The 25,071-nt window shown below is 38.7% G+C and carries 22 protein-coding genes and 1 tRNA gene; 13 read left to right on the forward strand and 10 right to left on the reverse strand.

The annotated features are described in order from the left end of the window. Positions 1-141: 141 nt before the first annotated feature. From pgsA to uvrY, 3 genes are read right to left on the reverse strand one after another with little or no spacing between them, the layout of a single operon-like run. Positions 142-690, reverse strand: coding sequence for a CDP-diacylglycerol--glycerol-3-phosphate 3-phosphatidyltransferase (gene pgsA / locus AC1EU2_RS09120; protein ID WP_129947688.1), 549 nt, complete (start codon positions 688-690; stop codon positions 142-144). A gap of 47 nt (positions 691-737) precedes the next feature. Continuing rightward, positions 738-2,567: an excinuclease ABC subunit UvrC gene (uvrC, locus tag AC1EU2_RS09125; RefSeq protein WP_480297944.1), complete on the reverse strand. Its 1,830-nt coding sequence runs from the start codon at positions 2,565-2,567 to the stop codon at positions 738-740. 18 nt (positions 2,568-2,585) lie between these two features. Then, positions 2,586-3,230: a UvrY/SirA/GacA family response regulator transcription factor gene (gene uvrY, locus AC1EU2_RS09130; protein WP_480297945.1), complete on the reverse strand. Its 645-nt coding sequence runs from the start codon at positions 3,228-3,230 to the stop codon at positions 2,586-2,588. A 227-nt stretch (positions 3,231-3,457) separates the two neighbouring features. Here uvrY and AC1EU2_RS09135 point away from each other — a divergent pair, with 227 nt between their 5' ends. Next, positions 3,458-4,297 carry a PfkB family carbohydrate kinase gene (locus tag AC1EU2_RS09135; RefSeq protein WP_480297946.1) on the forward strand — a complete coding sequence of 280 codons (840 nt, stop codon included), beginning with the start codon at positions 3,458-3,460 and terminating at the stop codon, positions 4,295-4,297. A gap of 35 nt (positions 4,298-4,332) precedes the next feature. Here AC1EU2_RS09135 and AC1EU2_RS09140 read toward each other — a convergent pair whose 3' ends face one another. Then, entirely contained in the window at positions 4,333-6,351 is a 2,019-nt protein-coding gene (locus tag AC1EU2_RS09140; RefSeq protein ID WP_480297947.1) for an oxidoreductase, read from the reverse strand. Positions 6,352-6,515: 164 nt separating this feature from the next. On the opposite strand from AC1EU2_RS09140, the gene sppA reads away from it, so the two are divergent. The 6 genes from sppA (at position 6,516) to AC1EU2_RS09170 (ending at position 15,310) form a co-directional block, all read left to right on the forward strand. After that, positions 6,516-8,375, forward strand: a complete 1,860-nt coding sequence (sppA, locus tag AC1EU2_RS09145) for a signal peptide peptidase SppA (protein WP_480297948.1) — start codon at positions 6,516-6,518, stop codon at positions 8,373-8,375. Between the two features lie 120 nt (positions 8,376-8,495). Then, positions 8,496-9,509, forward strand: a complete 1,014-nt coding sequence (ansA, locus tag AC1EU2_RS09150; protein ID WP_480297950.1) for an asparaginase — start codon at positions 8,496-8,498, stop codon at positions 9,507-9,509. A 308-nt stretch (positions 9,510-9,817) separates the two neighbouring features. Continuing rightward, a complete protein-coding gene (locus AC1EU2_RS09155) occupies positions 9,818-11,191 on the forward strand; it encodes an ankyrin repeat domain-containing protein (protein ID WP_480297952.1) in 1,374 nt (457 codons plus the stop codon). A 195-nt stretch (positions 11,192-11,386) separates the two neighbouring features. Further along, on the forward strand, positions 11,387-13,984 hold the full coding sequence (gene adhE / locus AC1EU2_RS09160; RefSeq protein ID WP_480297954.1) for a bifunctional acetaldehyde-CoA/alcohol dehydrogenase: 2,598 nt from the start codon (positions 11,387-11,389) through the stop codon (positions 13,982-13,984). 193 nt (positions 13,985-14,177) lie between these two features. Further along, positions 14,178-14,576 (forward strand): hypothetical protein, encoded by a 399-nt coding sequence (locus AC1EU2_RS09165; RefSeq protein ID WP_480297956.1) that lies wholly within the window; start codon positions 14,178-14,180, stop codon positions 14,574-14,576. 332 nt (positions 14,577-14,908) lie between these two features. Further along, a complete protein-coding gene (locus AC1EU2_RS09170; RefSeq protein ID WP_480297957.1) occupies positions 14,909-15,310 on the forward strand; it encodes a hypothetical protein in 402 nt (133 codons plus the stop codon). A 152-nt stretch (positions 15,311-15,462) separates the two neighbouring features. Here AC1EU2_RS09170 and AC1EU2_RS09175 read toward each other — a convergent pair. After that, a tRNA-Ser gene (locus AC1EU2_RS09175) sits at positions 15,463-15,552 on the reverse strand. A 189-nt stretch (positions 15,553-15,741) separates the two neighbouring features. Here AC1EU2_RS09175 and punR point away from each other — a divergent pair. From punR to AC1EU2_RS09205, 6 genes are all read left to right on the forward strand, one after another. Further along, positions 15,742-16,644: a DNA-binding transcriptional activator PunR gene (gene punR, locus AC1EU2_RS09180; protein ID WP_480297959.1), complete on the forward strand. Its 903-nt coding sequence runs from the start codon at positions 15,742-15,744 to the stop codon at positions 16,642-16,644. Positions 16,645-16,791: 147 nt separating this feature from the next. Further along, positions 16,792-17,451 (forward strand): Bax inhibitor-1/YccA family protein, encoded by a 660-nt coding sequence (locus AC1EU2_RS09185; protein WP_480297960.1) that lies wholly within the window; start codon positions 16,792-16,794, stop codon positions 17,449-17,451. A 95-nt stretch (positions 17,452-17,546) separates the two neighbouring features. Beyond that, the gene (gene tusD, locus AC1EU2_RS09190) at positions 17,547-17,936 is read left to right on the forward strand and encodes a sulfurtransferase complex subunit TusD (RefSeq protein ID WP_480297961.1); all 390 of its coding nucleotides are present in this window, start codon (positions 17,547-17,549) and stop codon (positions 17,934-17,936) included. Further along, positions 17,936-18,292, forward strand: a complete 357-nt coding sequence (gene tusC, locus AC1EU2_RS09195; RefSeq protein WP_480297963.1) for a sulfurtransferase complex subunit TusC — start codon at positions 17,936-17,938, stop codon at positions 18,290-18,292. The genes tusD and tusC overlap by 1 nt, the downstream gene beginning before the upstream one ends. Then, positions 18,292-18,573, forward strand: coding sequence for a sulfurtransferase complex subunit TusB (gene tusB / locus AC1EU2_RS09200; RefSeq protein ID WP_480297965.1), 282 nt, complete (start codon positions 18,292-18,294; stop codon positions 18,571-18,573). Before tusC ends, tusB begins: the two co-directional genes overlap by 1 nt. Further along, entirely contained in the window at positions 18,567-18,905 is a 339-nt protein-coding gene (locus AC1EU2_RS09205) for a TusE/DsrC/DsvC family sulfur relay protein (protein ID WP_480297967.1), read from the forward strand. Before tusB ends, AC1EU2_RS09205 begins: the two co-directional genes overlap by 7 nt. A gap of 70 nt (positions 18,906-18,975) precedes the next feature. On the opposite strand, the gene serS is transcribed toward AC1EU2_RS09205, so the two are convergent. The 5 genes from serS to AC1EU2_RS09230 all read right to left on the reverse strand — a co-directional run bounded on the left by serS (position 18,976) and on the right by AC1EU2_RS09230 (position 25,045). Further along, on the reverse strand, positions 18,976-20,262 hold the full coding sequence (gene serS, locus AC1EU2_RS09210) for a serine--tRNA ligase (protein WP_480297968.1): 1,287 nt from the start codon (positions 20,260-20,262) through the stop codon (positions 18,976-18,978). A gap of 16 nt (positions 20,263-20,278) precedes the next feature. Further along, positions 20,279-20,653 (reverse strand): fluoride efflux transporter CrcB, encoded by a 375-nt coding sequence (gene crcB / locus AC1EU2_RS09215; RefSeq protein ID WP_480297970.1) that lies wholly within the window; start codon positions 20,651-20,653, stop codon positions 20,279-20,281. Then, the gene (locus tag AC1EU2_RS09220) at positions 20,646-21,923 is read right to left on the reverse strand and encodes a replication-associated recombination protein A (protein ID WP_480298128.1); all 1,278 of its coding nucleotides are present in this window, start codon (positions 21,921-21,923) and stop codon (positions 20,646-20,648) included. The genes crcB and AC1EU2_RS09220 overlap by 8 nt, the downstream gene beginning before the upstream one ends. A 62-nt stretch (positions 21,924-21,985) precedes the next feature. Beyond that, positions 21,986-22,630 (reverse strand): outer membrane lipoprotein periplasmic chaperone LolA, encoded by a 645-nt coding sequence (gene lolA / locus AC1EU2_RS09225; RefSeq protein WP_480297972.1) that lies wholly within the window; start codon positions 22,628-22,630, stop codon positions 21,986-21,988. Next, a complete protein-coding gene (locus AC1EU2_RS09230; protein WP_480297974.1) occupies positions 22,631-25,045 on the reverse strand; it encodes a DNA translocase FtsK in 2,415 nt (804 codons plus the stop codon). Positions 25,046-25,071: the final 26 nt, after the last annotated feature.

Genomic DNA, 25,071 nt, shown 5'->3' on the forward strand with positions numbered 1-25,071 from the left:
ATTAGCAGCACTGAATATTACATATTAGGTTTGATTTTAAATCAAACGAATATTGATTTCGCTTTGCAGAGCTCAGGCTATTTAAATTCCAATATAAACAAGGCAAAAAAAACGCCACATTAAGTGGCGTTCAATAACTATCTATTCTGCGGTTAAATCTTTCCAAGCTGCCATGATATAAGCCAACATAGACCAGAAAGTAAGGACGGCTGCAACATAAAGCAAGGCGTAGGCTAAATAGACCATGAAGTCACTTTGCTTCCAGATAAGACCAATAATGGCTATCATTTGGAATGCTGTTTTATATTTACCTATCCAAGAAACGGCGACAGTTCCTCTTTTTCCAATTTCAGCCATCCACTCTCGAAGCGCAGAAATCACAATCTCGCGCCCAATCATAATAATTGCAGGAATCGTTAACCAAACCGATGAGTATTGCTCAACTAATAAAACTAAAGCTAATGCGACCATTAATTTATCAGCGACTGGATCTAAAAAAGCACCAAAGCGTGTTGATTGCTTTAGCTTTCTAGCAGCATAACCGTCTAATGCATCTGTAATTGCAGCTAACCAAAATGCAAACGCAGCAGCAAAAGGCGCCCATGTAAAAGGTAAGTAGAACAGAACAATGAAGACTGGAACTAGGAATAATCTGAAAAGTGTCAGTGCTATGGGTACATTAAACGGCATTATTACATCACTAGTTTGAAAGTTATTGCAATCTTGCCTGATTTTTATCAACCCCGCAATGCATCATGAATCGTTTGCGCCATTTCTGCGCTAATTCCAGGGACTTTTGCTAATTCAGCTACACTAGCACCTTTAACTTCCTGTATTCCGCCTAGAAATTGTAAAAGTGCTTTGCGGCGCTTAGGGCCAACACCAGGAATGTTTTCTAATGAAGACGTACGGCGAGCTTTTTGCCTCTTTCCTCTATGCCCAGTAATAGCAAAGCGATGCGACTCGTCACGGATGTGTTGAATTAAATGTAGGGCTGGAGAATCAGCACTAAGGTTGAACTCTATTTCACTGCCGCCATAAATCATCGTTTCTAAACCCGGTTTACGTCCTTCACCTTTTGCGACACCGATTAAGGTAGGTATATTATCTAAATCGTTAAATTTTTCGTTGACGATTTTTTGAGCGCAGCGTAACTGCCCTATTCCACCATCAATAAAAAGAATATCTGGTACTTTTGCTTCTGCTGTAACTTTGTCAAATCGTCGGCTTACAGCTTGTGACATTGCGGCATAGTCATCACCAGGTGTTATGCCTGATATATTATATTTACGATACTCTGCTTTATCAGGGCCTTCTCGATTAAATACAACGCAAGAAGCTACCGTATTTTCACCCATAGTATGGCTTATATCGAAACATTCCATTCGAGTGATTTGTTGAGTCACTTCAATCGTTTCTTCAAGTAAGTTAAATCGACGTTCTACGGTGTCTTTGTGACTTAAACGAGTTTGCACAGCATTGTTTGCATTGGTTTGCGCTAATTTTAAAAAGTTAAATCTATCGCCACGAACGTTCGTTTTGATGCTAACTTTCTTATCTGCCGATTCTGATATAGCTTTCTCTAGATCTTTGCCTTCTTCAAGTACTTCAGAAAGCAAAATTTCACTTGGAATCGTTCTTTGAATATCATGGTTAAGATAATATTGCGTCAAAAATGAATAAAGCACTTCTTGAATAGCCGTTTGCTTTGGTACATCAGGAAAATAGCTGCGACTTCCAAAAACCTTACCATCTCGGATAAATAAAATGTGAAAGCAAGCAATGCCTTTCAAGTAAGAAACACCTATCACATCCATGTTCCCATGTGTCGATGAGACTTCTTGTTGCTCCGCAACTCTTCTTAGTGCCGTAATTTGGTCCCGAAAAATAGCCGCTTTTTCGTAGTTGAAATCTACAGCCGCCTGCTCCATCTTTGATACAAGATCAGTCATTACCTGCTGGTCTTTACCTTTTAGAAACAATTCAACTAAACGAACTTGCTCTGAGTAATCCTGTTCATTTATTTTATCGACACAGGGGCCACTGCAGCGTTTAAGTTGATATTGTAAACACGGACGTGAACGCGCTTTATAGTAAATATCAGTGCATTGGCGAACAGGAAATATTTTCTGAAGTAGATGTAGGCTTTCTCTTACAGCGCCACCATTAGGGTATGGCCCGAAATATTGACCTTTCTCTCGCCTAGCACCTCGATGATAAGCAAGGCGTGGGTGTTTGTGCTTACTGAGAAAAATATAAGGGTATGACTTATCATCACGAAGCAACACATTATATTTCGGCATGTAGTGCTTAATATAATCATGCTCAAGAATTAATGCGTCGGTTTCACTGTGAGTAACCGTAACATCGATACTTCGAATATGGCTGACTAAAGCTTCTGTTTTTACACTTCCGACATTTTTTCTGAAATAGGAAGTTAAACGCTTTTTGAGATCTTTTGCTTTTCCGACATAAATGACTTCGCCTTTGTTATCATACATTCTGTAAACCCCAGCTTGTTCTGAAACCGTTTTTAAGAATGCTTTTGAGTCAAATAGTGAAGTCATTGGTAATTTATGTATCGATTAAAACTGAGTGGTATCTAATATTTTATAACGAATTGCTAAACGAGTAAGTTCAACATCACCACTGATACTTAATTTATCAAACAAACGATATCGATAACTGTTTACTGTTTTAGGGCTTAAGTTGAGGCGCTCTGAAATATCATTCACTTTCTCGCCATTCGTAATCATCATCATGATTTGCAGTTCACGTTCAGAAAGTGAAGTGAAAGGATTTTCGTCAGAATGCGAAACTTGATTTAACGCCATTTTTTGGGCAATGTCAGGTGCTAAGTACCTTTGACCGTGAGCCACTTGCCTAATGGCATTCACTACTTCGGTCGGAGAAGAATTTTTAGTTAGATAACCAGATGCACCAGCTTGCATTACTTTTGTTGGAAGTGGATCTTCTGCGTGAATCGTCAATACAATAATCTTAACATGAGGCTGATAGCGCATTATTTTTTTGGTCGCTTCAAGCCCGCCCATCCCAGGCATATTCATGTCCATTAGGATTACATCAGCTTCATTTTGACGAGCCCATGCTACAGCCGTTTCTCCGTCAGGAGCCTCTCCGACAACATCAAATGACTTTTCGTCTTCAAGAATACGGCGAATTCCAGTTCGTACTATTTCATGATCATCAACAAGATATACTTTTATCAAACTTCGCAGTCCTTTAACTCAATATAGTGAAATGCTTTGAAGGCGACAACAATCTATCCTATATAAGCGTCATAATGAAGTAATAAATGACTTAAACTTTTTTTCGGTTAAATTCTATTCATTCAATAACATAATTGCCTTCAGTGCCTTGTTTGTATGTTCGGCCTCTTACAAATAAATAATAAAAATGCGATGATTTATTTTGTCTCGCATTTTTTTAAGATTTCATGGCCAATATATTACTCATTGCGAATTTAAATTGTGATCGTGTTCTCCACCTTGATAAACCTATTCATTTAGGTGGGCGTTTTTTATATGAAGATTCAGGTCGCAGAATTGGTGGCGGAGGCTCCAATACTGGAATAAGTCTAGTAATGGCATCTCATAAAGTCAGTTTAATCACCGAAGTTGGGGATGACAATACAGGTCATTGGCTTGTTGAAGCAGCACATGAGCATGGAATGCAAACGGGTTTAATTCAACACAGAACTGGTGACACTCAAGAACTCTTGCTATTAGTAACACCTGATGGCGAAAGAACCATTATTAGACCCTACCGACCACTTTTCGAACTTGGAATCCCACCAGAATTCTCCGAAACAGATGCAGTTTATGTTAACTCATCAGCACAAGGCATAAATAGCTGGTGCAAAATAGCCCTCAATCGGTGCCTTGTTGTTGCACAACTCGGAAAAGATGAACGAAAAAGGCCTTGTCATGTATTGATTGCATCTGCCACTGATATGTTAGGCCGTACGCATGGTGAATTTTGGGAGTATGGTTCCAGTATCGCTGGAAGTTCACTTAAATATTTCATTGTTACTAATGGTGAGCATGGCGCAACGGTTTACACATCAGAAATGAGAGAGTCCGTTCTAGCTGTAAAAACTGAAGTTATAGATGCAACAGGCGCAGGAGATGCCTATGCAGCAGGCTTAATCCACGGACTCGTTAATGAGAAAGATATTATTGAATCCATGCAAGAAGCCGCTAATTGGGCAGCCTGTGCCGTAGCAACAGACTCTTCGATCCCAGGAGAAAAATTAGAGAGTTATCTATCTGAATAACCATGCTAAAGATACTCTCATTTAACCTTGAAGCCTTAGATTTCTAAGGCGAGTTCAACACCTTGTCTAATGGCTCTTTTCGCATCAACTTCAGCAGCAACGTCAACTCCGCCAATCATATGAATAGGTACAGCTGTCGCTTGCAACGCATCTAATAACTCTCTGTTTGACTCTTGCCCTGCACAAACAACGACATTATCAACAGCTAGAACCTCAGGTTTATCATCAACTTTGATATGTAAGCCTTGATCATCCACTTTTTCGTAGTTCACCCCAGACATGTTAATAACACCATGTTGTTTGAGTACACTACGGTGTATCCAGCCAGTTGTTTTACCGAGACCTTTACCCATTTTTGTGGTTTTACGCTGCATTAAGTATATTTTTTTCTCTCGGTGGTGCACAGGCTCATTACCATCAAGGCCACCCGCATTTTTATATTTTTTATCGATGCCCCAATTATCGAACCATTTATTTTGATCTAACGTAATGGAATTGTTTTCAGCAATAAAATGTGCAACATCAAAACCGATACCACCCGCTCCAATGATTGCAATTGATTCGCCTAGCTCAACTTCACCATTGAGCACCTGTTGATAGTCAGAAACCTTATTATGCTCAATACCATCAATAGTTAATTTTCTCGGGGTTACACCTGACGAAAGTATGACTTCATCAAAGCCATTTTCTTTCACCATATTAGGGGCAAATCGTGTATTTAGTTTTAGCTCGATGTTTAACTTTTTTATCATTTCATGGAAATAGCGAATGGTTTCATTAAATTCTTCTTTACCTGGAATTTTTCTCGCTAAATTGAATTGTCCGCCAATTTCGCTTTTTTGTTCAAATAAGACAACTTCATGCCCTCTTTGCTTTGCACTCATTGCAAAAGCAATCCCAGCTGGACCTGCACCAATGACAGCCAATTTTTTTAGATTCGTTGCCTTCGTTAAATTAAGCTCAGTTTCATAACACGCTCTTGGGTTTACAAGGCAAGTTGCTCTTTTTAATTTGAACGTATGGTCTAAACAGGCCTGATTGCAGCCAATACAAGTATTAATTAATTGAGCTTCATCATTTTCAGCTTTTTGAACAAAGTGCGAGTCCGCCAAAAATGGACGAGCCATTGAAACCATATCCGCTTGTCCTGATGCGATGATATTTTCTGCGATTTCAGGAGTATTGATGCGATTTGTTGCAATAAGAGGTACCGATACCTCTTGCTTCATTTTTTCTGTTACCCATGAAAAAGCAGCTCTAGGCACGCTGGTTGCAATCGTAGGAATTCGTGCTTCGTGCCAACCTATTCCTGTATTTATGATTGAGACACCAGCCGACTCGAGCCATTTTGCTAATTGAACGACCTCATCCCACGTAGAACCATTTTCAACGAGATCCAGCATCGACAACCTAAATATAATAATAAAATCAGTTCCGACTTGTTCTCTAACGGCTTTCACAACTTCAATGGCTAAACGACAACGGTTTTCTAACGAGCCACCCCACTGATCATTTCGTTTATTTGTTCTATTACAAATGAACTGATTAATTAAATAGCCTTCAGATCCCATCAACTCAACGCCATCGTAACCAGCCTGTTGAGCTAGCTTAGCTGCTCGCCCATAGTGTTTAATTGTCTTGTGAATTTGTCGACTCGATAAAGGAGACGGAGTAAAGGGTGAGATTGGAGACTTAATTTTACTTGGGCCTACCGCTAATGGGTGATATCCATAGCGTCCTGCATGAAGGATTTGCATACAAATCTTGCCTTCTGCAGAATGAACTGCGTCTGTGACTAATTTATGCTTTTTTACTTGCCAACTAAAACTCAATTGCGATGCATTTGGTGCTAAACGGCCGCGAAAATTTGGAGAGATACCACCAGTAACAATTAAACCTACACCACCCTCTGCTCTTTCTTTGTAGAACTGAGCGAGTTTCAAAAATCCATTTTTTTCTTCTTCTAAACCAGTATGCATCGACCCCATCAGTACTCGGTTTTTTAATTGAGTAAAACCCAAGTCTAATGGTTGTAATAAATTTGGATAGCTCATTTAAACACCCTTTTTAAACGACTGATTGAATTATTATGTTCAATAACATAGCCTGTACAACCACTAACCACAAGTTAGATTTATAAAATCAGTTACAATTGAATTTAGAGATATTTTTTAATTTAAAGTAGCATTTAGCTAATATTTTCAATAAGGGAGTGGCCATGTCCACTAAGAAGCCTCTAACAACCAAAAATACATTAAAGTTGATTTGGAGTGTGATTAACTTTATTCGTCAACTCGTGCTGAATATTGTTTTCTTTCCGTTACTTTTTATAGGGCTAATTTTAGCTGTATTTGCTTTAAGCTCTGATGAGCCAATTACTGTCGAAGATGGTTCAGCTTTAGTCTTAAATTTAAATGGCCAGATTGTTGATCAAAAACATTATGTTGATCCATTGGAGGCTGCCATTATTGAAAGTAAAGGCGGAGCAAAACAATCTGAAACTCTACTTTCTGATGTTCTTTATGTGATAAATAACGCCGCTCATGATAATCGTATTAAAGCGATCGTTTTAGATCTTTCTGGCATGAGAGGTGCAGGAATCAGTAAAACTGAAGCCATCGGTAATGCTTTATCTAAGTTTAAAGAAACGGGCAAAAAGATTTATGCTGTAGGTAACTATTACAATCAGCAACAGTATTTACTTGCAAGCTATGCAGATAAAATCTACATGAATCCTCAGGGAACCGTTTCTCTAGAAGGTATAGGTATTTACAGATTATTTTATAAGTCTGCATTAGAAAAACTTAAAATTACTACGCACGTCTATCGTGTTGGTACGTTTAAGTCTGCAGTAGAACCATACATTCGAGATAATATGTCTCCAGCTGCAAAAGAAGCTAATCAAGTACTTATTAATGATTTATGGTCAAGCTATTCATCAGTAATTTCTAAGAATCGCAATATAAAAGCTGAAAACCTTGTTTTATCACCTAAAGATTATCTTACAGAGTTAGACTCTGTTGATGGTGATGATGCGAAGTTGACCGTCAAGCGTAAACTCGTTGATGAAATTGCAACATCTGAGCAAATCCGTCTTGCGATGATAAAAGAATTTGGCAAAGCTGACTCTGGTCATTCTTATAACAACATTGACTTTAATGATTACCTATCCATTGTAAAACCTAAGCACAACATCATCTTAGGTGACGCCGTGGGTATCGTCGTTGCGAAAGGCACAATTCTGAATGGTTCTCAACAACCTGGAAATATTGGCGGTATCAGCACATCGGAGTTATTAAGAAAAGCACGCTTTGATAGCAAAATTAAGGCTGTGGTTTTACGCGTTGATAGTCCAGGCGGTAGCGCATTTGCCTCAGAGCAAATTCGCCAACAGATATTGGCATTAAAGGCTGCAGGAAAACCAGTAGTTGTTAGTATGGGCAGTTATGCTGCTTCAGGCGGTTATTGGATTTCTGCAAGTTCAGATTATATTTATGCAACACCAACAACTTTAACAGGCTCTATTGGTGTATTCGGTATGATCAATACTTATGAGAATGCGGCTAAGTACTTAGGTGTTCACACCGATGGTGTTGCAACATCTGACTGGCCTTCCGCTTCTTTAACCAATGGTATCTCTCCTGCTATCGGCAAAGTCATTCAACGTGGTGTTGAACACAACTATCATAACTTTATTTCTTTAGTGGCTAAAGAACGAAATATGTCTCTTGAAGACGTAGATAAAATAGCTCAAGGACGTGTATGGACTGGTAAGCGTGCTCTTAAATTAGGGCTTGTAGACGCTATAGGAAATATGACTGATGCGGTAACTAAAGCGGCTGAATTGGCCAAATTAAAATCGTACGATACTGAAGTTATCGAGAAGGAACTGTCTCCAGAGCAGTTATTTATGCAAGAACTTTTTGCTCAAGCTTCAGTATACCTTCCTGAGAGCAGTACTAAAGAGTCATTGCTCAATAGAATAATTAGCAATATAGACACAAGTTTGACTCAACTATCACAATTTGATGATCCTAATAATATCTACATGCTTTGTGAAAGCTGTAATGTTCACTAGGTTACCTTCTATTTTTCAAAAATAGTTTCTTAAAGGGTGGAGAAATCCATCCTTTTTTATTATTTTAGATTCGGCAAAGTATAGTAAACTTCATTTATCCACTCTCAGTAATCACCAATAATGAACAATAAGACTATTTATGTCGCCTATACCGGCGGAACCATTGGCATGCAACAAACAGATAATGGCTTCGCTCCTGTTAAGCACTTTTTAACTGAAACAGTTAAATCGATGCCAGAGTTTTATCACAGTGAAATGCCAGCTTTTGTTATAAATGAGTATTCACCACTTATTGACTCATCGAACATGCAGCCTGATGACTGGCAAAGAATTGCAGATGATATTAAAACCAATTATGACAAGTACGATGGATTTGTGATCCTACATGGTACTGACACGATGGCATTCACTGCTTCTGCATTATCTTTCATGCTTAAAAACCTTGATAAGCCGGTCATCGTAACGGGCTCACAGATTCCGCTTTCTCAATTACGATCTGATGGTCAAGCTAATCTATTGAACTCACTTTACATTGCTGCTAATTACCCTATTCCTGAAGTGACGTTGTTTTTTAATAACAGTCTGTTTAGAGGAAACAGAACAACGAAAGCTCACGCTGATGGCTTTAATGCTTTTGCTTCTCCTAATTATCCTGTTCTGCTAGAAGCGGGAATAAAAATTTCACAAAAAATACAACTAAATACGCAAGTCGAACGGAAAGCTTTGGAGGTTGTCTCGATAGAGCCTCAACCAGTTGGCGTTGTACTTCTTTATCCAGGCATTTCTATTGAACTATTCAAGAATATTTTGCAGCAACCTGTAAAAGCATTAATTATCAGAACATTTGGTGTTGGCAATGCACCAGAAAGTGAAGAGCTGTTAAATGTACTAAAAGAAGCCGACGAAAAGGGAATTGTTTTAGTGAACTTAACCCAATGTATGCAAGGCCGAGTTAATATGTCTGGTTATGCAACCGGAAACGCTTTGTCTAAATCAGGCGTGATCAGCGGTGCAGATCTAACCATCGAGGCAGCTTTAGCAAAACTGCATGTGTTACTTTCTCAAAACTTAACAAGTAACCAAATTAAGTCTGCTATGCAAACAAATTTGAATGGTGAATTAACACCTGATTAACCTTATTGGTCACGTTTTTTTAGGTATAAGCGGTTTGTTTTAATAGCTAATCGCTATATTTCATTTTAATTCATCATTTAATAGAGAACGATGAACTCAATCACGAGCATTAAAGCCAGCATTATCAACACTATAAATGAGAACAAACCATTAACCGATTAAGTATCTATTAATTATATTTCACTGTAATTTTTTGTAAATTCGAAACAAAATCAAACAATAAAATATTGTTCTGAGTTCAAATGATTATTACAACCAATAGACGTTCATCGAACGAAAAGAGACAGCAACCCTTAAATAAAATTTCAATGGATTATTGTGCTTTTCCCAAAGAAGATTCTGTCCTAGTAGAGAAGTTTATTGAAGCCCTTAATTGTTGTTCTTCCATGAATGACTTTGTTGGTGTTCTCATCGATTTCAACGTTGTCACCGAAAACAAAAACTCTTTTCAATGTGAATTAAACTCAAACCTTTCCGAAGCATATCGCAAATTGATAAGACAAAAAATCAAAGTAAATGACTGCCTTGAAATTAGTATTTCTAAGTTTGTAAGAGAATCACCTAACACCTATTTCAATGAGAACCTCTGTGATGCTTTAGGCTCACCAGCAATAACTGCGCAACACTTAAAGGCTCTTAGTGAGCGTGGGTTATTGATAAACAATGACAAAAGGTTATTACAACCTAAAATTATCGCTGAGATGCCAGCCAGTTTTATCAGACAACAATTTGCCTCTCAAACTTTACAAGCAGCAATGTTGAGATCAATTGCCGCCGATAATGCTAAGGCTGTAAATAATTTACTATTGGCAGGTATTACTCTCAAAAGAGATAAAGATTTCCAATTGCCTTGGATACATACCTGTGTATTAAACGACAGTGTAAAAGTTACAAAACTTATGATTCGCTGGGGCATCAATGTTAATGAATTAGATACAAACGGTTCCGCCCCGCTTCATACAGCAGCAAAATCTAACCATTTTAAAACGTTGAGCGTTTTGCTTAAACAGCCAGAACTAAATATTAATATTGAAGACGCTAACGGCAACACCCCAGCTCTTGTAGCCGCAAATCATGATTCATGGGAATCACTTGAGCTTCTTCTTTCATCTGAAAGACTTAATATAAATGCTGAAAATCAAGCTGGTAAAAGTTTGATCTCTTTTCTATTATTTTCGGATAGGGAGCAAATACTCTCTAAAGCCATTAATCATCCACAAATACAATTGATGCCTAAGCACTTGATCAATTCGATTCATAGACACAACCAATATGCTGCATTTGCCATTTTGAATGCTTCTCCAACATTACTAAAGCAATGTGAAAAGGAAACTTTAGCTGTCACAGTTTCGCATGGACATGTAGAAATCCTAAAGTATTTAATTGAAAAAGGCGTTGATATTAATAAACAAGATGCTCGTGGTTGTACACCTCTTCATATTGCGTGTGAGTACAGCCATCCTGAAATCGTGGAACTTATACTCGCATGCCCACAAGTAGACCTCACATTACTTGATTATAAGAGCCAGAATGTTTTATCAATTGCGAATTTGGCCGCTGAATCAGCACTTGCACAAATTAATAATTCAAGTGAAATAACGCCTCAGAAAATGCAGCGCTTAAAAAACAGCCAAACCGTTCTGGATTTGTTAAACGATTACCTTAAATCAATGTATTTATAAAAACACCCTGACCATTTGATCTTTTTTTCATCAAACAGCACAAGATCGACATAACATTATGTAATTTAATTACATAATCCCTTTTCTTTTGTTATCTTGCTCACAGATTTAGACCCCATATCACGGTAAATTTCGTAATAGAAAGAACATTTAGCCAAGTAAGATTTGCCTAAATATTTTTATAGGAATCATCATATGCCAGTAACAAACGAACAAGAGCTTGATCTTCTCGTCGATAATGTCGCAAAAGCTCAAGCTGAGTTTGCTAATTTTAGCCAAGAAAAAGTGGACAAGATTTTTCGAGCTGCTGCATTAGCTGCTGCAGACGCTCGTATTTCACTCGCAAAAATGGCTGCAAAAGAAACCCGAATGGGTGTTCTTGAAGACAAAGTGATTAAGAATCATTTTGCATCAGAATATATTTACAACAAATATAAAGATGAAAAAACGTGTGGCATTTTAGAAGAAGATCATACCTTTGGTACTATCACTATTGCCGAACCAGTTGGTTTAATTTGTGGTATCGTTCCAACAACGAATCCTACTTCAACTGCAATATTTAAAGCACTGATCAGTCTCAAAACTCGTAACGGTATCATTTTTTCACCGCACCCGCGTGCAAAAATGTCGACTACGACTGCAGCTAAACTAGTTTTAGAAGCTGCAATAGCCGCTGGCGCACCAAAAGATATTATTGGTTGGATTGATGAACCAAGTGTTGCGTTATCAAATCAGCTGATGACTCATGACAAAATGAATCTGATTTTGGCGACGGGTGGACCAGGCATGGTTAAAGCTGCCTACTCTTCTGGTAAACCAGCAATCGGTGTTGGCGCTGGTAATACACCAATCGTAATTGATGAAACAGCAGATATTAAGCGTGCTGTTAGCTCAATATTAATGTCAAAAACATTCGACAATGGTGTTGTTTGTGCCTCTGAGCAAGCAGTAGTCATCGTAGACAGTATTTATGATGAAGTAAAAGAACGCTTTGCGACGCATGGTGGTCATTTACTCTCCACAAAAGAAACAAAAGCGATGCAAAAGGTCATCCTTAAAAATGGTGGCTTGAACGCAGATATCGTTGGTCAAAGCGCGATTAAAATTGCAGAAATGGCTAACATCAAAGTACCTCATACGACTAAAGTCCTTATTGGTGAAGTCAGTAAAATCGAAGATGCTGAAGCATTTGCCCATGAAAAGTTATCTCCATTATTAGGCATGTATCGTGCGAAGAATTTTGAAGAAGCTTTGGATAAAGCAGAAGCACTTGTTGCACTTGGTGGTATTGGCCATACTTCTGGATTATACACAGACCAAGATACTCAAGAAGACCGCGTGAAGCAGTTTGGTTTCAGAATGAAAACTGCACGTATTCTTATCAATACGCCAGCTTCACAAGGTGGTATTGGTGACTTATACAACTTCAAACTTGCTCCATCATTGACACTAGGTTGTGGCTCTTGGGGTGGTAACTCAATTTCTGAAAACGTTGGCCCAAGTCACTTAATCAATAAGAAAACTGTTGCTAAGAGGGCTGAAAACATGCTTTGGCACAAACTCCCTTCTTCTATCTACTTCCGCCGTGGTAGCTTACCTATCGCTTTAGAAGAGCTTAGTGACAAACGTCGTGCATTAATCGTTACTGATAAATTCTTATTCAATAATGGCTACTGTGACGAAACCGTTAAAATATTAAAAGCTCAAGGTCTAGAAACCGAAGTATTCTACGATGTTGAAGCAGATCCTACCTTAGCAGTAGTTAAAAAAGGTACAGATGTTGCGATGAGCTTCCAACCTGATGTGATTATCGCACTAGGTGGTGGTTCACCAATGGATGCAGCAAAGATCATTTGGGTCATGTACGAACATCCGAATGTCGATTTTGCTGATCTTGCGCTTCGCTTTATGGATATTACTAAACGTATCTATAAATTCCCTAAACTGGGTAAAAAAGCAAAGATGGTTGCAATTCCAACGACTTCTGGCACTGGTTCAGAAGTAACACCATTCGCAGTTGTTACTGATGAACAAACTGGTCAAAAATACCCTATTGCTGATTACGAGTTAACGCCTAATATGGCTATTGTTGACCCGAACCTAGTTATGAATATGCCTAAATCACTTACGGCATTTGGCGGTGTTGATGCGATTACACACGCTTTAGAAGCTTATGTAAGCGTTATGGCAAATGAATACAGTGACGGACAAGCATTACAAGCGCTGGATCTACTCGTTAAGTATCTACCTGATTCATACGCAAAAGGGGCAGATGCGCCATTAGCTCGTGAGAAAGTGCATAACGGTGCCACAATTGCTGGTATTGCATTTGCGAACGCATTCCTAGGTATTTGTCACTCAATGGCACATAAAATTGGCGCTGAATTCCATGTACCGCATGGTTTAGCGAATGCATTGTTGATCTCAAATGTTATCCGCTTTAATGCTACTGATTTGCCGACTAAGCAAGCTGCATTCAGCCAGTATGATCGACCTAAAGCGAAATGTCGTTACGCCGAAATTGCTGACCACCTAAAACTGGGCGGAGAATCAGATAGTGAGAAAGTTGAAAAACTTATTGCTGCTATTGAAGATATTAAAGCTCAAGTGGGTATTCCAGCATCTATCCAAGAAGCTGGTGTAAACGAAGCTGATTTCTTAGCGAAGTTAGACGAAATTGCCGAAGATGCATTTGATGATCAATGTACTGGTGCAAACCCTCGATACCCATTGATTTCAGAGCTTAAAGAGCTTTTATTAGCAAGCTTCTACGGCAAAGAATACAAAGATTAATCGCTAATTTACTCAACTTAAAAGTGAAATGCCTTGAATAAAGTTCAAGGCATTTTTTTATGCAAAATAAGATTATTTCAGGGATTATATTAAAAATAGTAGTTCACTATTGACTGGGATTAATGTAGCAAGGGTCAGTTCAGTTTTTAAATGCTAGCATGTCTGGACTTACCAACTATATAAAGAGGTAGTCATGAATTACAAATCACCATTAATTCTAGCTTCACTTTATTTTTGCTCCCTAAGTCCAGCCTTTGCGAGTGAAATCCCGAGTGAGTCCCCTTATATTATGATTCATTATAAAAGCCAAGCCGTTCACTCAATGGCCCACGAAGTTAACGATCGTGGCATATTCGATTATGGTTATGGATATGGTAATGGACAAGCAGTCTCACAACGATTTGATAATCTTAAAGGTTGTGAGCTAGCCGCAAAAACAGTGATCCAAACACTATCATCTGACGGAATGAGTGTCAGTATAAGTGCACGAGAAATTGATAGAGATGATGTAAAAGTCTTTGTGCCTAATAACCAAGGCTTTAATGATAAAAGCTCTATTGCTTATTGTATTCCGAGTAGTTCACAAGGTTAACTGAGTCTGACACTGAAAAGATTTCAGTCATTGAAGAAAAGTTTTCATTTACACAAAAAGCCATTCTAAAGAACAGCTTATAACGTCAGAGATTAGAATAGTCAAATTCACACTTACCACTTTGCCCTTATATATAAGGGCAGTCAGTGATTTCTCAATTTAGAATTGATAAAAAGCTTTAAGTTAAACATGACATGGTAAATTTATAAAAACACTAAAATGGTATTCGACATTAAGTTGAAACTACTCATTAAGCTGAGCAGCCATTTTTTGTCAGTTCGTATTCAGACAACGTATCGTAACATATCTCATTTAAAGCATGAGACTCTCATATGACTATCAAATTAGTTTTTTTTTCTACTCTATTAGCTTTAAGCTGCCAAAGTACTGCTATGGCAGAAGAAGCACCATATATATTACTCCACTACAAAAGCCATACCGAAAGTCATACTGGCTTCAAGTATGAAAAACCAGAAAATAATGTCGAAGGATATGGCTATGGCTATGGGAGTGGCTACGGGCAAACTCTCTCACAAGAGTTCGCAAACCTTACAACTTGTGAACTTGCAGCTGAAACTGTTATTCAATTGCTCTCAGCTGATGGGCAGAACGTATTAACTAAAGCAAAAGAGATTGATAGGAATGGTGTGAAAGTTTTCGTCCCCGAAGACAAAAATTTTAACGATCGAACTTCTATTGCTTATTGCATACCTAAAGACTTAAACAATCAATAGTAATACTACAACAAAAATTCAAAGTGCCAACACTGATTGCCAACGGCATTTAACCATTAGAACGAAACCTTCAGAATAGAAAAAATATAAATTAGTGGGCACTTAATGAATGAAAGCAAAAAGCCGCTCTATTAAGCGGCTTTTCTAAATGATGGCGGAGGAGCAGGGATTTGAACCCTGGAACGGGATAAACCGTTGCCGGTTTTCAAGACCGGTGCATTCGACCACTCTGCCACCCCTCCGAACGCCGATAAAGATACTGATTTCCTCGATAGTTGTAAAGCGCTACATCAATATATTTTGTTTAACCGACTATTCTTCAAACAAAATCATTCAAAGTTGATAAACCTTTAACCATAACGTTGATTATTCAAACAAAAGTTACTATTGTTTATATCGTTGAAAATAATTCACAGCAGAGAATTGCGCTTATGTTATCTGAATCTACCCTCAGCCTTATCGATCTTGTTGCCAAGCTCGGCAGTTTTACAGCAGCAGCTAATCATCTAAATAAAGTGCCATCAGCGGTTAGCTATTCAATCAAACAAGCTGAAGATGATTTAGGAACTAAGTTATTCATTAGACATCATCGTAGCGTTACCTTAACACCTGCTGGTGAGCATTTTATCGGTCACGCTAGAGAACTACTGAAACAAATCCAAGAAGTTAAATCATCTACTCAGCGTATCGCCAATAATTGGCAGCCAACACTTTCGATTACGTTTGATACTCTAATTAGAGCTGATAAAATCAGTGCATTAATTGCAGATTTCTATAAAGAGTTCGACGATGTCGAACTTGCGGTCAGAATGGGTGTATTCAATGGAGTTTGGGAAAGTTTAACTTCAGGTGAAAGTGATTTAGCTATAGGTTCTACTGCTGCTATTCCTAACGGTGGTTATTACAAATTCAGAGATATGGGAGAAGTCGAGTGGACATTCTGTGTGAGTGCAAAGCACCCTCTCGCTGCAATTGATACACCATTAACGAATGAATCATTAGCAGAATTTCCTGTTGTATGTGTTGAAGATACCGCCAAAGATACACCTAAAAGAGATTTATGGCGTTTGCCTAACCAAAGGCGCATTATTGTTCCAGATTGGATCAGAGCGATTAATTGTGTTGGTACGGGGTTAGGCATTGGCTTTTTCCCTAGACATTTAGTGGAAATGTTTATCCAAGCTGGCCGGTTAAAAGAAAAACATCTTGAACAACCACTTCCTTCGGAGGCTTGTTGCATCGCTTGGCGTAATGACAAACCCTCTGAGGCGTTACAATGGTTATTGGATTACCTTGGTGAAACAGAGCAACTCCATAAACAATGGCTCTCATGAACAATACCAACTAACTTAGCAACACAAAAAATTAATCATTTATAGAATAAATGTGAGCTAAAATGTTAAAGTAACGGCAATTATGAACTTACACTCTGTTGTTTTGTCTAAGTTGATAAACCGTTTCGTTATCAAAAGGAAAATGAAATGAATCAAAATACGATTTATTCAAATGATGCCAACACAGTTGTCGTCAACAAAATGATTCGCAACACCTATATGTTGCTATCAATGACATTAGCTTTTTCGGCTGTTTGTGCCGCAATTGCAACCATGATCGGAATCGGTCGTTGGGCTTCAATTGGTATGTCTATTGGTGCATTTGTTCTACTTTTTGTTACTCTTAAAAAAGCTGAAGGTGCTTCAGGTATTGTCTGGGTGTTCGCATTTACAGGACTCCAAGGTGCATCTTTAGGTTACATTCTTAATCATTACCTTCAGTTTGCGAATGGTCCATCATTGATCATGCAAGCATTAGGCTTAACCTCAATCATCTTCGTTTCACTATCCGGTTATGCATTGACAACTAAAAAAGATTTCTCGTTCATGAGAGGCTTTTTAATTGCAGGCTTAGTCGTCATGATTGGTGTAATGCTGATAAATATCTTTGTTGGTAGCGGCATGCTATTTATGGCGATGAATGCTGGTATCGCATTATTAATGACGGGTTTCATCTTATATGATACAAGCCGAATCGTTAATGGCGGTGAAACCAACTACATTCGTGCAACCGTTTCATTGTATTTAGACTTCATAAACTTGTTTATCAGTCTTTTAAACTTGTTAGGTTTAGCAAACGACGATTAAGCTTTTATATGAAGCATTAATATCGCAACGGTAGTAACTTACCGCTATAATGGCCCGATTATTCGGGTCATTTTTATTTGAGCTCTATACAGTTTATGAGTCAATTTTTAATACAAGTTACTTGCCCAGCTTATGGTTCAAGCTCTGCATACAGAGCTATCAAGTTCACAGAAAGTGCACTAGAAGCTGGCCATCACATATTAAAAGTGTTTTTCTATCAAGATGGTGTTTCTCACGCCAATGAGCTTATCTGCCCTGCTTCAGACGAACACAATGTCAATAAGAGTTGGAAATCACTCGCTTCCAAATACAATATCGAATTAGTTTGTTGTGTATCCGCAGCATTAAGACGCGGGGTTGTGACAGAAATTGAGTCTCAAGAAGAAGGCTTACCGCAATATAATGTTTCTGCTCCGTTTGTAATGGCCGGGCTTGGTGACTTAATCACAGGTATTGAAAAAGCGGATAAAGTGGTGACGTTTTAATGAAGCAATTAACGATAATATTCAGAACGAATCCTGCTTTTAATAGCAAAGGCCGTGAAGCCTTAGACTTAGCCATGCTCAGTGCCAGTTTTGAACAAACAGTGAAATTGATATTCATCGATGAAGGTGTTTTTAATCTTATTAAAAATCAAAAACCAGAATTAGCCGGCGGAAAGGATTATATTTCTACCTTCAAGGCATTACCTTTATATGATATCGAAGATATCTATGTTTGCGAGAATGCCCTTTCGCAAAATTTAATTGAAAAGTCTGAACTGATTATTGACGCAACCTTAGTGACTACTTCTCGAATAAAATCATTAATCAATGACGCTGATGAGGTCTTAGTATTCTAATGAATTTACACTTGATACAGACCTCAATTATTCGAGATAACGCTCTAGCACTTTGCCTAATCTATAAATCTAGCAATGATAGTATCGTGCTAGCTGGTGAAGCTATTCCAGGTCTTTTAAAGCAAGATTATGAACACTTCTTAAAGGGACACTCGGTTAAAGTACTGCTCGATGACGCTAATGCCTTAAACTTGTCATCTAAGATTAAGCACTTTGAAATGATCAGCTATGAGCAATTTGTAGAATTAACAGTAACACATAAGAAGGTTATTACTTGGTGAGCAGTATTAATTATAATGGTCAAGAAATAGAAACAGACAAACAAGGCTATTTGCTAGACTTCAAACTTTGGAATGAAGAAATCGCAGAGTTAATTGCAAACTCAGATGAAATTGAACTGAGTGATGCTCATTGGGAAGTTGTGCGATTCGTTAGAGCGTTTTACTTAGAGTACAAAACAAGCCCTGCAATTCGTGCGTTAGTAAAAGCAATTAAGTTATCAATGGGTGAGGACAAAGGTAATTCTAAATATCTTTATAAATTGTTTCCTGAAGGCCCAGCAAAACAAGCAACTAAAATCGCTGGCTTACCTAAACCAGCTAAATGCATTTAAACGTTTTATTAATGTATCCCTAAAAAAAACCTCAAACAAAGCTTGAGGTTTTTTTTGTAGGAAGAAAAGATTAACCAATCTTTTCTAAGCCACCCATATAACCACGAAGCACTTCAGGAACGGTAATTGAACCGTCTTCGTTTTGATAGTTTTCAAGAATCGCCACAAGAGTACGACCAACAGCCAAACCTGAACCATTCAGGGTGTGCAGTAATTCAGGTTTCTTCTCACCTTGGCGACGGAAACGTGCTTGCATTCGACGAGCTTGAAAATCTTTCATATTTGAACATGAAGATATTTCACGATACGTTTTCTGCGCAGGTAACCAAACTTCAAGATCAAAAGTTTTCGTAGCACCAAAACCCATATCGCCTGTACACAGTGTCATTACACGGTATGGAAGACCTAAAAGCTGAAGAATCTTTTCGGCATGCCCAGTCAAATCATCAAGTGCTTGCATTGAGTCTTCAGGACGAACTAATTGAACTAATTCAACTTTATCAAACTGATGTTGACGAATTAGACCACGAGTGTCACGACCGTAAGAACCTGCTTCACTTCGGAAGCACGGCGTATGAGCAGTAAACTTAATTGGCAATTCAGACTCATCAACAATGGTGTCACGCGCTAAGTTGGTTAGCGGTACTTCTGCTGTTGGAATTAAGCTTAAGCCTTGCCCTTCTTCAGTTGCTGGTTTGGTATGGAATAAATCTTCACCAAATTTTGGCAACTGCCCCGTTCCTAGTAAACTATCGCTGTTTACTAAGTAAGGGACGTAAGCTTCTGTATAACCATGCTGTTCAGAATGCGTATCAAGCATTAACTGTGCTAATGCACGATGCATACGAGCAATTTGACCTTTCATCACGATAAAGCGCGAACCAGTCAGTTTAACAGCATTTTTAAAGTCCAAACCTTCTAGGGCTTCACCAAGATCAACATGATCTTTTACTTCGAAGTTAAAAACTTTTGGTTCACCCCAGCGACGAGCTTCTATGTTTTCGTCTTCGTCTTTTCCTACAGGCACAGATTCATCTGGCAAATTAGGTAGACTCATAGAAATGTCTTGTAACTCTTCTAAAAGTTTCGCTAGTTCAGCTTTTTTAGCATCTAGCTGCGCACCTAAATCACCCACTTGAGCAAGAATTGGTGCAACGTCTTCACCTTTTGCTTTTGCTTGACCAATGGATTTCGAAATGGAGTTACGCTTCGCTTGTAATTCTTCAGTTTCAACTTGAAGTGACTTACGTTCTTCTTCAAGTTTAGTGATACGAGCAACATCTAGAATATAACCGCGACTTGCAAGTCTTTCAGCGGTTTGTTCAACTTCATTACGAAGGTATTTAGGATCTAACATGATTGATTTCTTTTAGTTAAATGCGAGAAATTATGAACTGCTGACCAAGATATACCATAAACAGGCATATGCCGACATTCAGCAATACGTTAAAAAAAGCTTGGAGCCATTCTCCACGTTGAAACAGCAACAGTGTTTCGTTAGAGAATGTAGAAAAGGTGGTTAACGCACCTAACATTCCAACACCAATAAAGGCTTTCAAAATATGGCTTTCATGCATATGTTCGCCAAAGGCGTATATGATTCCCATGAAAAATGAGCCAATTATATTTACGAGCAGTGTACCAAAAGGAAAACCAGTTCCAAACACTTGAATCATAAATAATGAAATTAAATAGCGTAAACTTGCACCAACTGCACCACCGAGTGCCACATAGAGCAGATTAATCATATCTTTTTGTCTCGCTACTTACGTCAAGTTCAGATAATTGCTCAAGTTTTTGCTTAATACGCTTTTCAAACCCGTGATCTGTTGGGTGATAAAATTGTGCTGTTTTTAAGGTTTCGGGGAAGTAGTTCTCGCCAGCAGCATAGCTATTAGGTTCATCGTGGGCATAGCGATAGTCTTTACCCATTCCCATTTCTTCCATGAGTGTTGTTGGAGCATTACGAAGATGCATAGGTACATCAACGTCACCCGTTTCTCTTGCTAATGCCCTTGCATTAGAGAATGCAATATATGTTGCATTACTTTTTGGTGCACTGGCAAGGTACAACACCGCTTGTGCAATGGCACGTTCTCCTTCATAAGCACCAACTCGATGAAAACAATCCCATGCATTTAACGCAACCGTCATCGCATTAGGGTCAGCGTTACCAATATCTTCTGATGCAATGGCTAATAATCGACGAGCGACATAAAGCGGATCGCCACCACCTTCTAGAATTCTACAGAACCAATATAAAGCAGCGTCTGGAGCTGAACCTCGAACCGATTTATGAACTGCAGAGATCAATTCGTAAAATTGATCACCTTTTTTGTCGTAACTGGCAATTTGATGTCCTGCTACTTGAACCAGCATCTCTAGGGTTAACTCATCACCGTCGTTAACCATATCTGCCATCAATTCAAGTAAATTAAGTGCCCTTCTTCCGTCACCGTCACTTAAGTTTGCTAATTTAAGTAACACATCATCAGGCATACTTAGCTTACGTGTACCTAAGCCTTTTTCTTTGTCGGATAGCGCTCTGGTACAAAGCAATTGAATTTCATCCTCTGTGAGCTTATTAATCAAATAAACTCTAGCTCGAGATAATAAAGCCTTATTAACTTCAAATGATGGATTCTCAGTCGTGGCACCAATAAAAATAACTGTGCCATCTTCAATGTACGGTAAAAACGCATCTTGCTGACTTTTATTGAAACGATGGACTTCATCCACAAATAATAGGGTTTGTTGACTGCGAGATTGTGCAACAGCCTTTGCTTGCTCAATTGCTGCTCTGATATCTTTAACACCTGATGACACCGCAGAGATACGTTCAACATGAGCATTAGCGTAATTAGCAATAAGCTCTGCTAGTGTTGTTTTTCCTGTACCTGGAGGTCCCCAAAACAGCATTGAATGTGCTTTGCCGTTTTCAAGGGATTTTCTTAAAGGTTTTCCTGCGCCTAATATATGAGATTGTCCAATATATTCATCCAATTTTTCAGGGCGCATTCGTGCCGCAAGTGGACGAAAATCAGGAGCGAAATCGAGTGAAAAATTTGACACTTTATTCTCTATTGCTGAATTTTAGTTTGGCGTTGATCATCAATATCAACACCTTTCGGCGGAGTGAAATCGAATAACGAAGTTTCGTGAGGCTTCAACATTCTCTGATGTGATAAGTCAAAAGTACTGGTATTACCCTGAGCATCATGGATTACAAACTTAGAGAGCTTTTCATTATCAAAGCATGACTCTACTTTTGAAACGTTTACGTCCGTCGCTTTTGGCTTAATTTCAAAGCAATGACCATGTTTGGTCACATCATAATTCGACCATGTTTTATCATCTCGATGTATTAACAATGTCATCGGTGACGAGGCAATAGCTTGTGCAAGGTCCATCACAGTTACTTCTTCAGCAAATGGATTATAAACCCAAACACTGTCTCCTTTCGTGACGATCAAAGATTCATCAGGCTGAGTAAGATGCCAATACAGCTTACTTGGCGTTGCTAAAGCAAACGTTCCCTGACCTTGCTGAATAACTTTGTGATTAACATCTACGACAGTCTGCTTAAATGTAGAATGTAAAGACGTCACATTAGCTAACTTTTGTTTTAGTTGGTCAGCTTCATTAGCCAAACTCTGATTAGAAAAAGCTACTCCTGACAGCAAAAATGCTGAGCAGCAAAAACTGATGATATTACTTTTATTCATTTAAAAATCCGATTTTGGTGGCGGTGGTGCTAGCACTTCTCGATTACCGTTATGCCCCTGAGAACTTACAACTCCAGCAGCTTCCATTGATTCAATAATTCTTGCGGCTCGGTTGTAACCAATTTTAAATTTTCGCTGCACACTTGAGATTGAGCCACGGCGAGTTTCTGTTACAAATGCGACCGCTTCATCATAAAGAGGATCAGTATCTTCATCAGACTCCGATGCCTCTCCTGGCAATAAAACTTCAGAACCTTCACTAGAGCCATTAAGGATTTCACTCACATACTGTGGTTTACCACGAGCTTTCCAATCAGCAACAACTTTATGTACTTCATGATCGTCAATAAATGCACCGTGAACACGTATTGGCACTGAAGTTCCCGGAGGTAAATAAAGCATGTCCCCCATACCAAGTAAAGTTTCTGCACCTTGTTGATCTAGGATAGTACGAGAATCCACTCTCGAAGAAACTTGGAAAGCCATGCGAGTTGGTACATTAGCTTTGATTAAACCAGTAATGACATCAACTGAAGGACGTTGCGTTGCTAAAATAAGATGAATACCTGCTGCACGCGCTTTTTGGGCAATACGTGCTATCAGTTCCTCAACTTTTTTACCGACAATCATAATCATGTCAGCAAATTCATCCACAATAACCACAATCGAAGGTAACTTTTCTAATTCTGGCGCTGTATCATCCATACCTTCATTTGCCTTCCATAAAGGGTCAAGAATTGGTTCACCTTCACTTTTCGCTTTAGCAACCTTAGCGTTATAACCTTTGAGGTTACGTACACCAAGAGCAGACATCAGTTTATAACGACGTTCCATCTCACCAACACACCAGCGCAGTGCATTAGCGGCTTCTTTCATATCTGTTACTACATCACACAGTAAATGTGGAATACCTTCATAAACCGATAATTCCAACATTTTTGGGTCAATCATGATGAAACGAACGTCGTCTGGGCCAGACTTATACAATAAGCTGGTGATCATCACATTTACACCAACGGACTTACCAGAACCTGTTGTACCTGCAACCAATAAGTGTGGCATTTTACCTAAGTCAACGACAACAGGTTCACCTGAAATATCTTGTCCTAGCACCATAGATAACGTGGACTGGCTCTTTTCGAAAGCGTCACAATCCAGTACATCACGCATAAATACGGTTTCGCGGAACTTATTGGGTAATTCAATACCTACATATGGTTTACCAGGAATAACTTCAACTACGCGAACACTTTCAGAAAGTAACGAGCGTGCTAAATCTTTCGCTAGATTTGTAATTTTAGATGCTTTAATACCCGGCGCTAATTCAAGTTCAAAACGGGTAATCACAGGCCCAGGAAATACGCCCACTACTTTGGCAACAATATTAAAATCGGCTAACTTAATTTCCACTAAACGCGCGACTTGCTCTAACTCTTCTTCACTGATTGGATTCTTTTTACGATTTGGGACATCGAGTAAAGAAATGTCAGGCAATGGAGGCATATCTTTCGGCGCTACTTTGTCTTCCTGCCCAGGAATGACAATAATGCCATCGACAACTTTGGCTTTTTCTTGTTTGGATTTTGTTTTCTTTACTGGAACAGTATCCAGTTTCTGATTATCTAACTCAACGAGTTGATCATCATCCCTCTTATTCTGAAACGCAAAGACAGGTTCAACTTTTTCAACAGCTTCAGCATCATCTCGCTCTTCAAGCTGAGCATCTTTCTTATTTTCTCTAGCACGCTTAACTCGATCGACTAGCGCCATAAAACTACTTGATTCTTGTTCTGCATCGCGACCACTTCGGTTAAATCTGTCAGGTAAGCAGACGAGAAAATTAAATACGCCTATTAAGCCCTGACCAATCCATTCAATGACCGTTAAAACACTAATACCGGTCAATAAGGTGAAACCGGAAATTAAGAAACATAATAGAAGTAATGTCGTTCCGATAACATTAAAGTAACTGACCATAATATGGCCAATGACGTTACCAACCAATCCTCCCGCTGAATATTGGTATATATCATCGGCGTTTAAACTGGTTAACGTTGCGATACTAAAAAGAAGTAAGAAAAAGCCGATAAGCCGAAGTGCTACAGTGAAGTAATCGATTTCTAAAAGCCGATATGCCCGCTTAAACAACATCCAGCCTGAAGCTGCAATTATCATTGGAATGAAGAAAGCAACATAGCCGAAAAAATACAAAAGAATATCTGCAATCCATGCACCAAAAGGCCCAGTTACATTAGTGACCTTTTCGCCGCTGCTTGATTGACTCCATCCAGAATCAAGAGGATTAAAACTTGCGAGTGCAACTAAAACAAGCGTGGCAAACATACAAGATAAAACGAGTCCACCTTCAAAAAGTCTTTGCACACCTGTTAATTTTGTTTTGGTGTTTCCCTGCATCAAATCTATATGCCTTATTGACCAAA

This window comes from Parashewanella sp. 2304DJ23-3 (genome assembly GCF_056591695.1).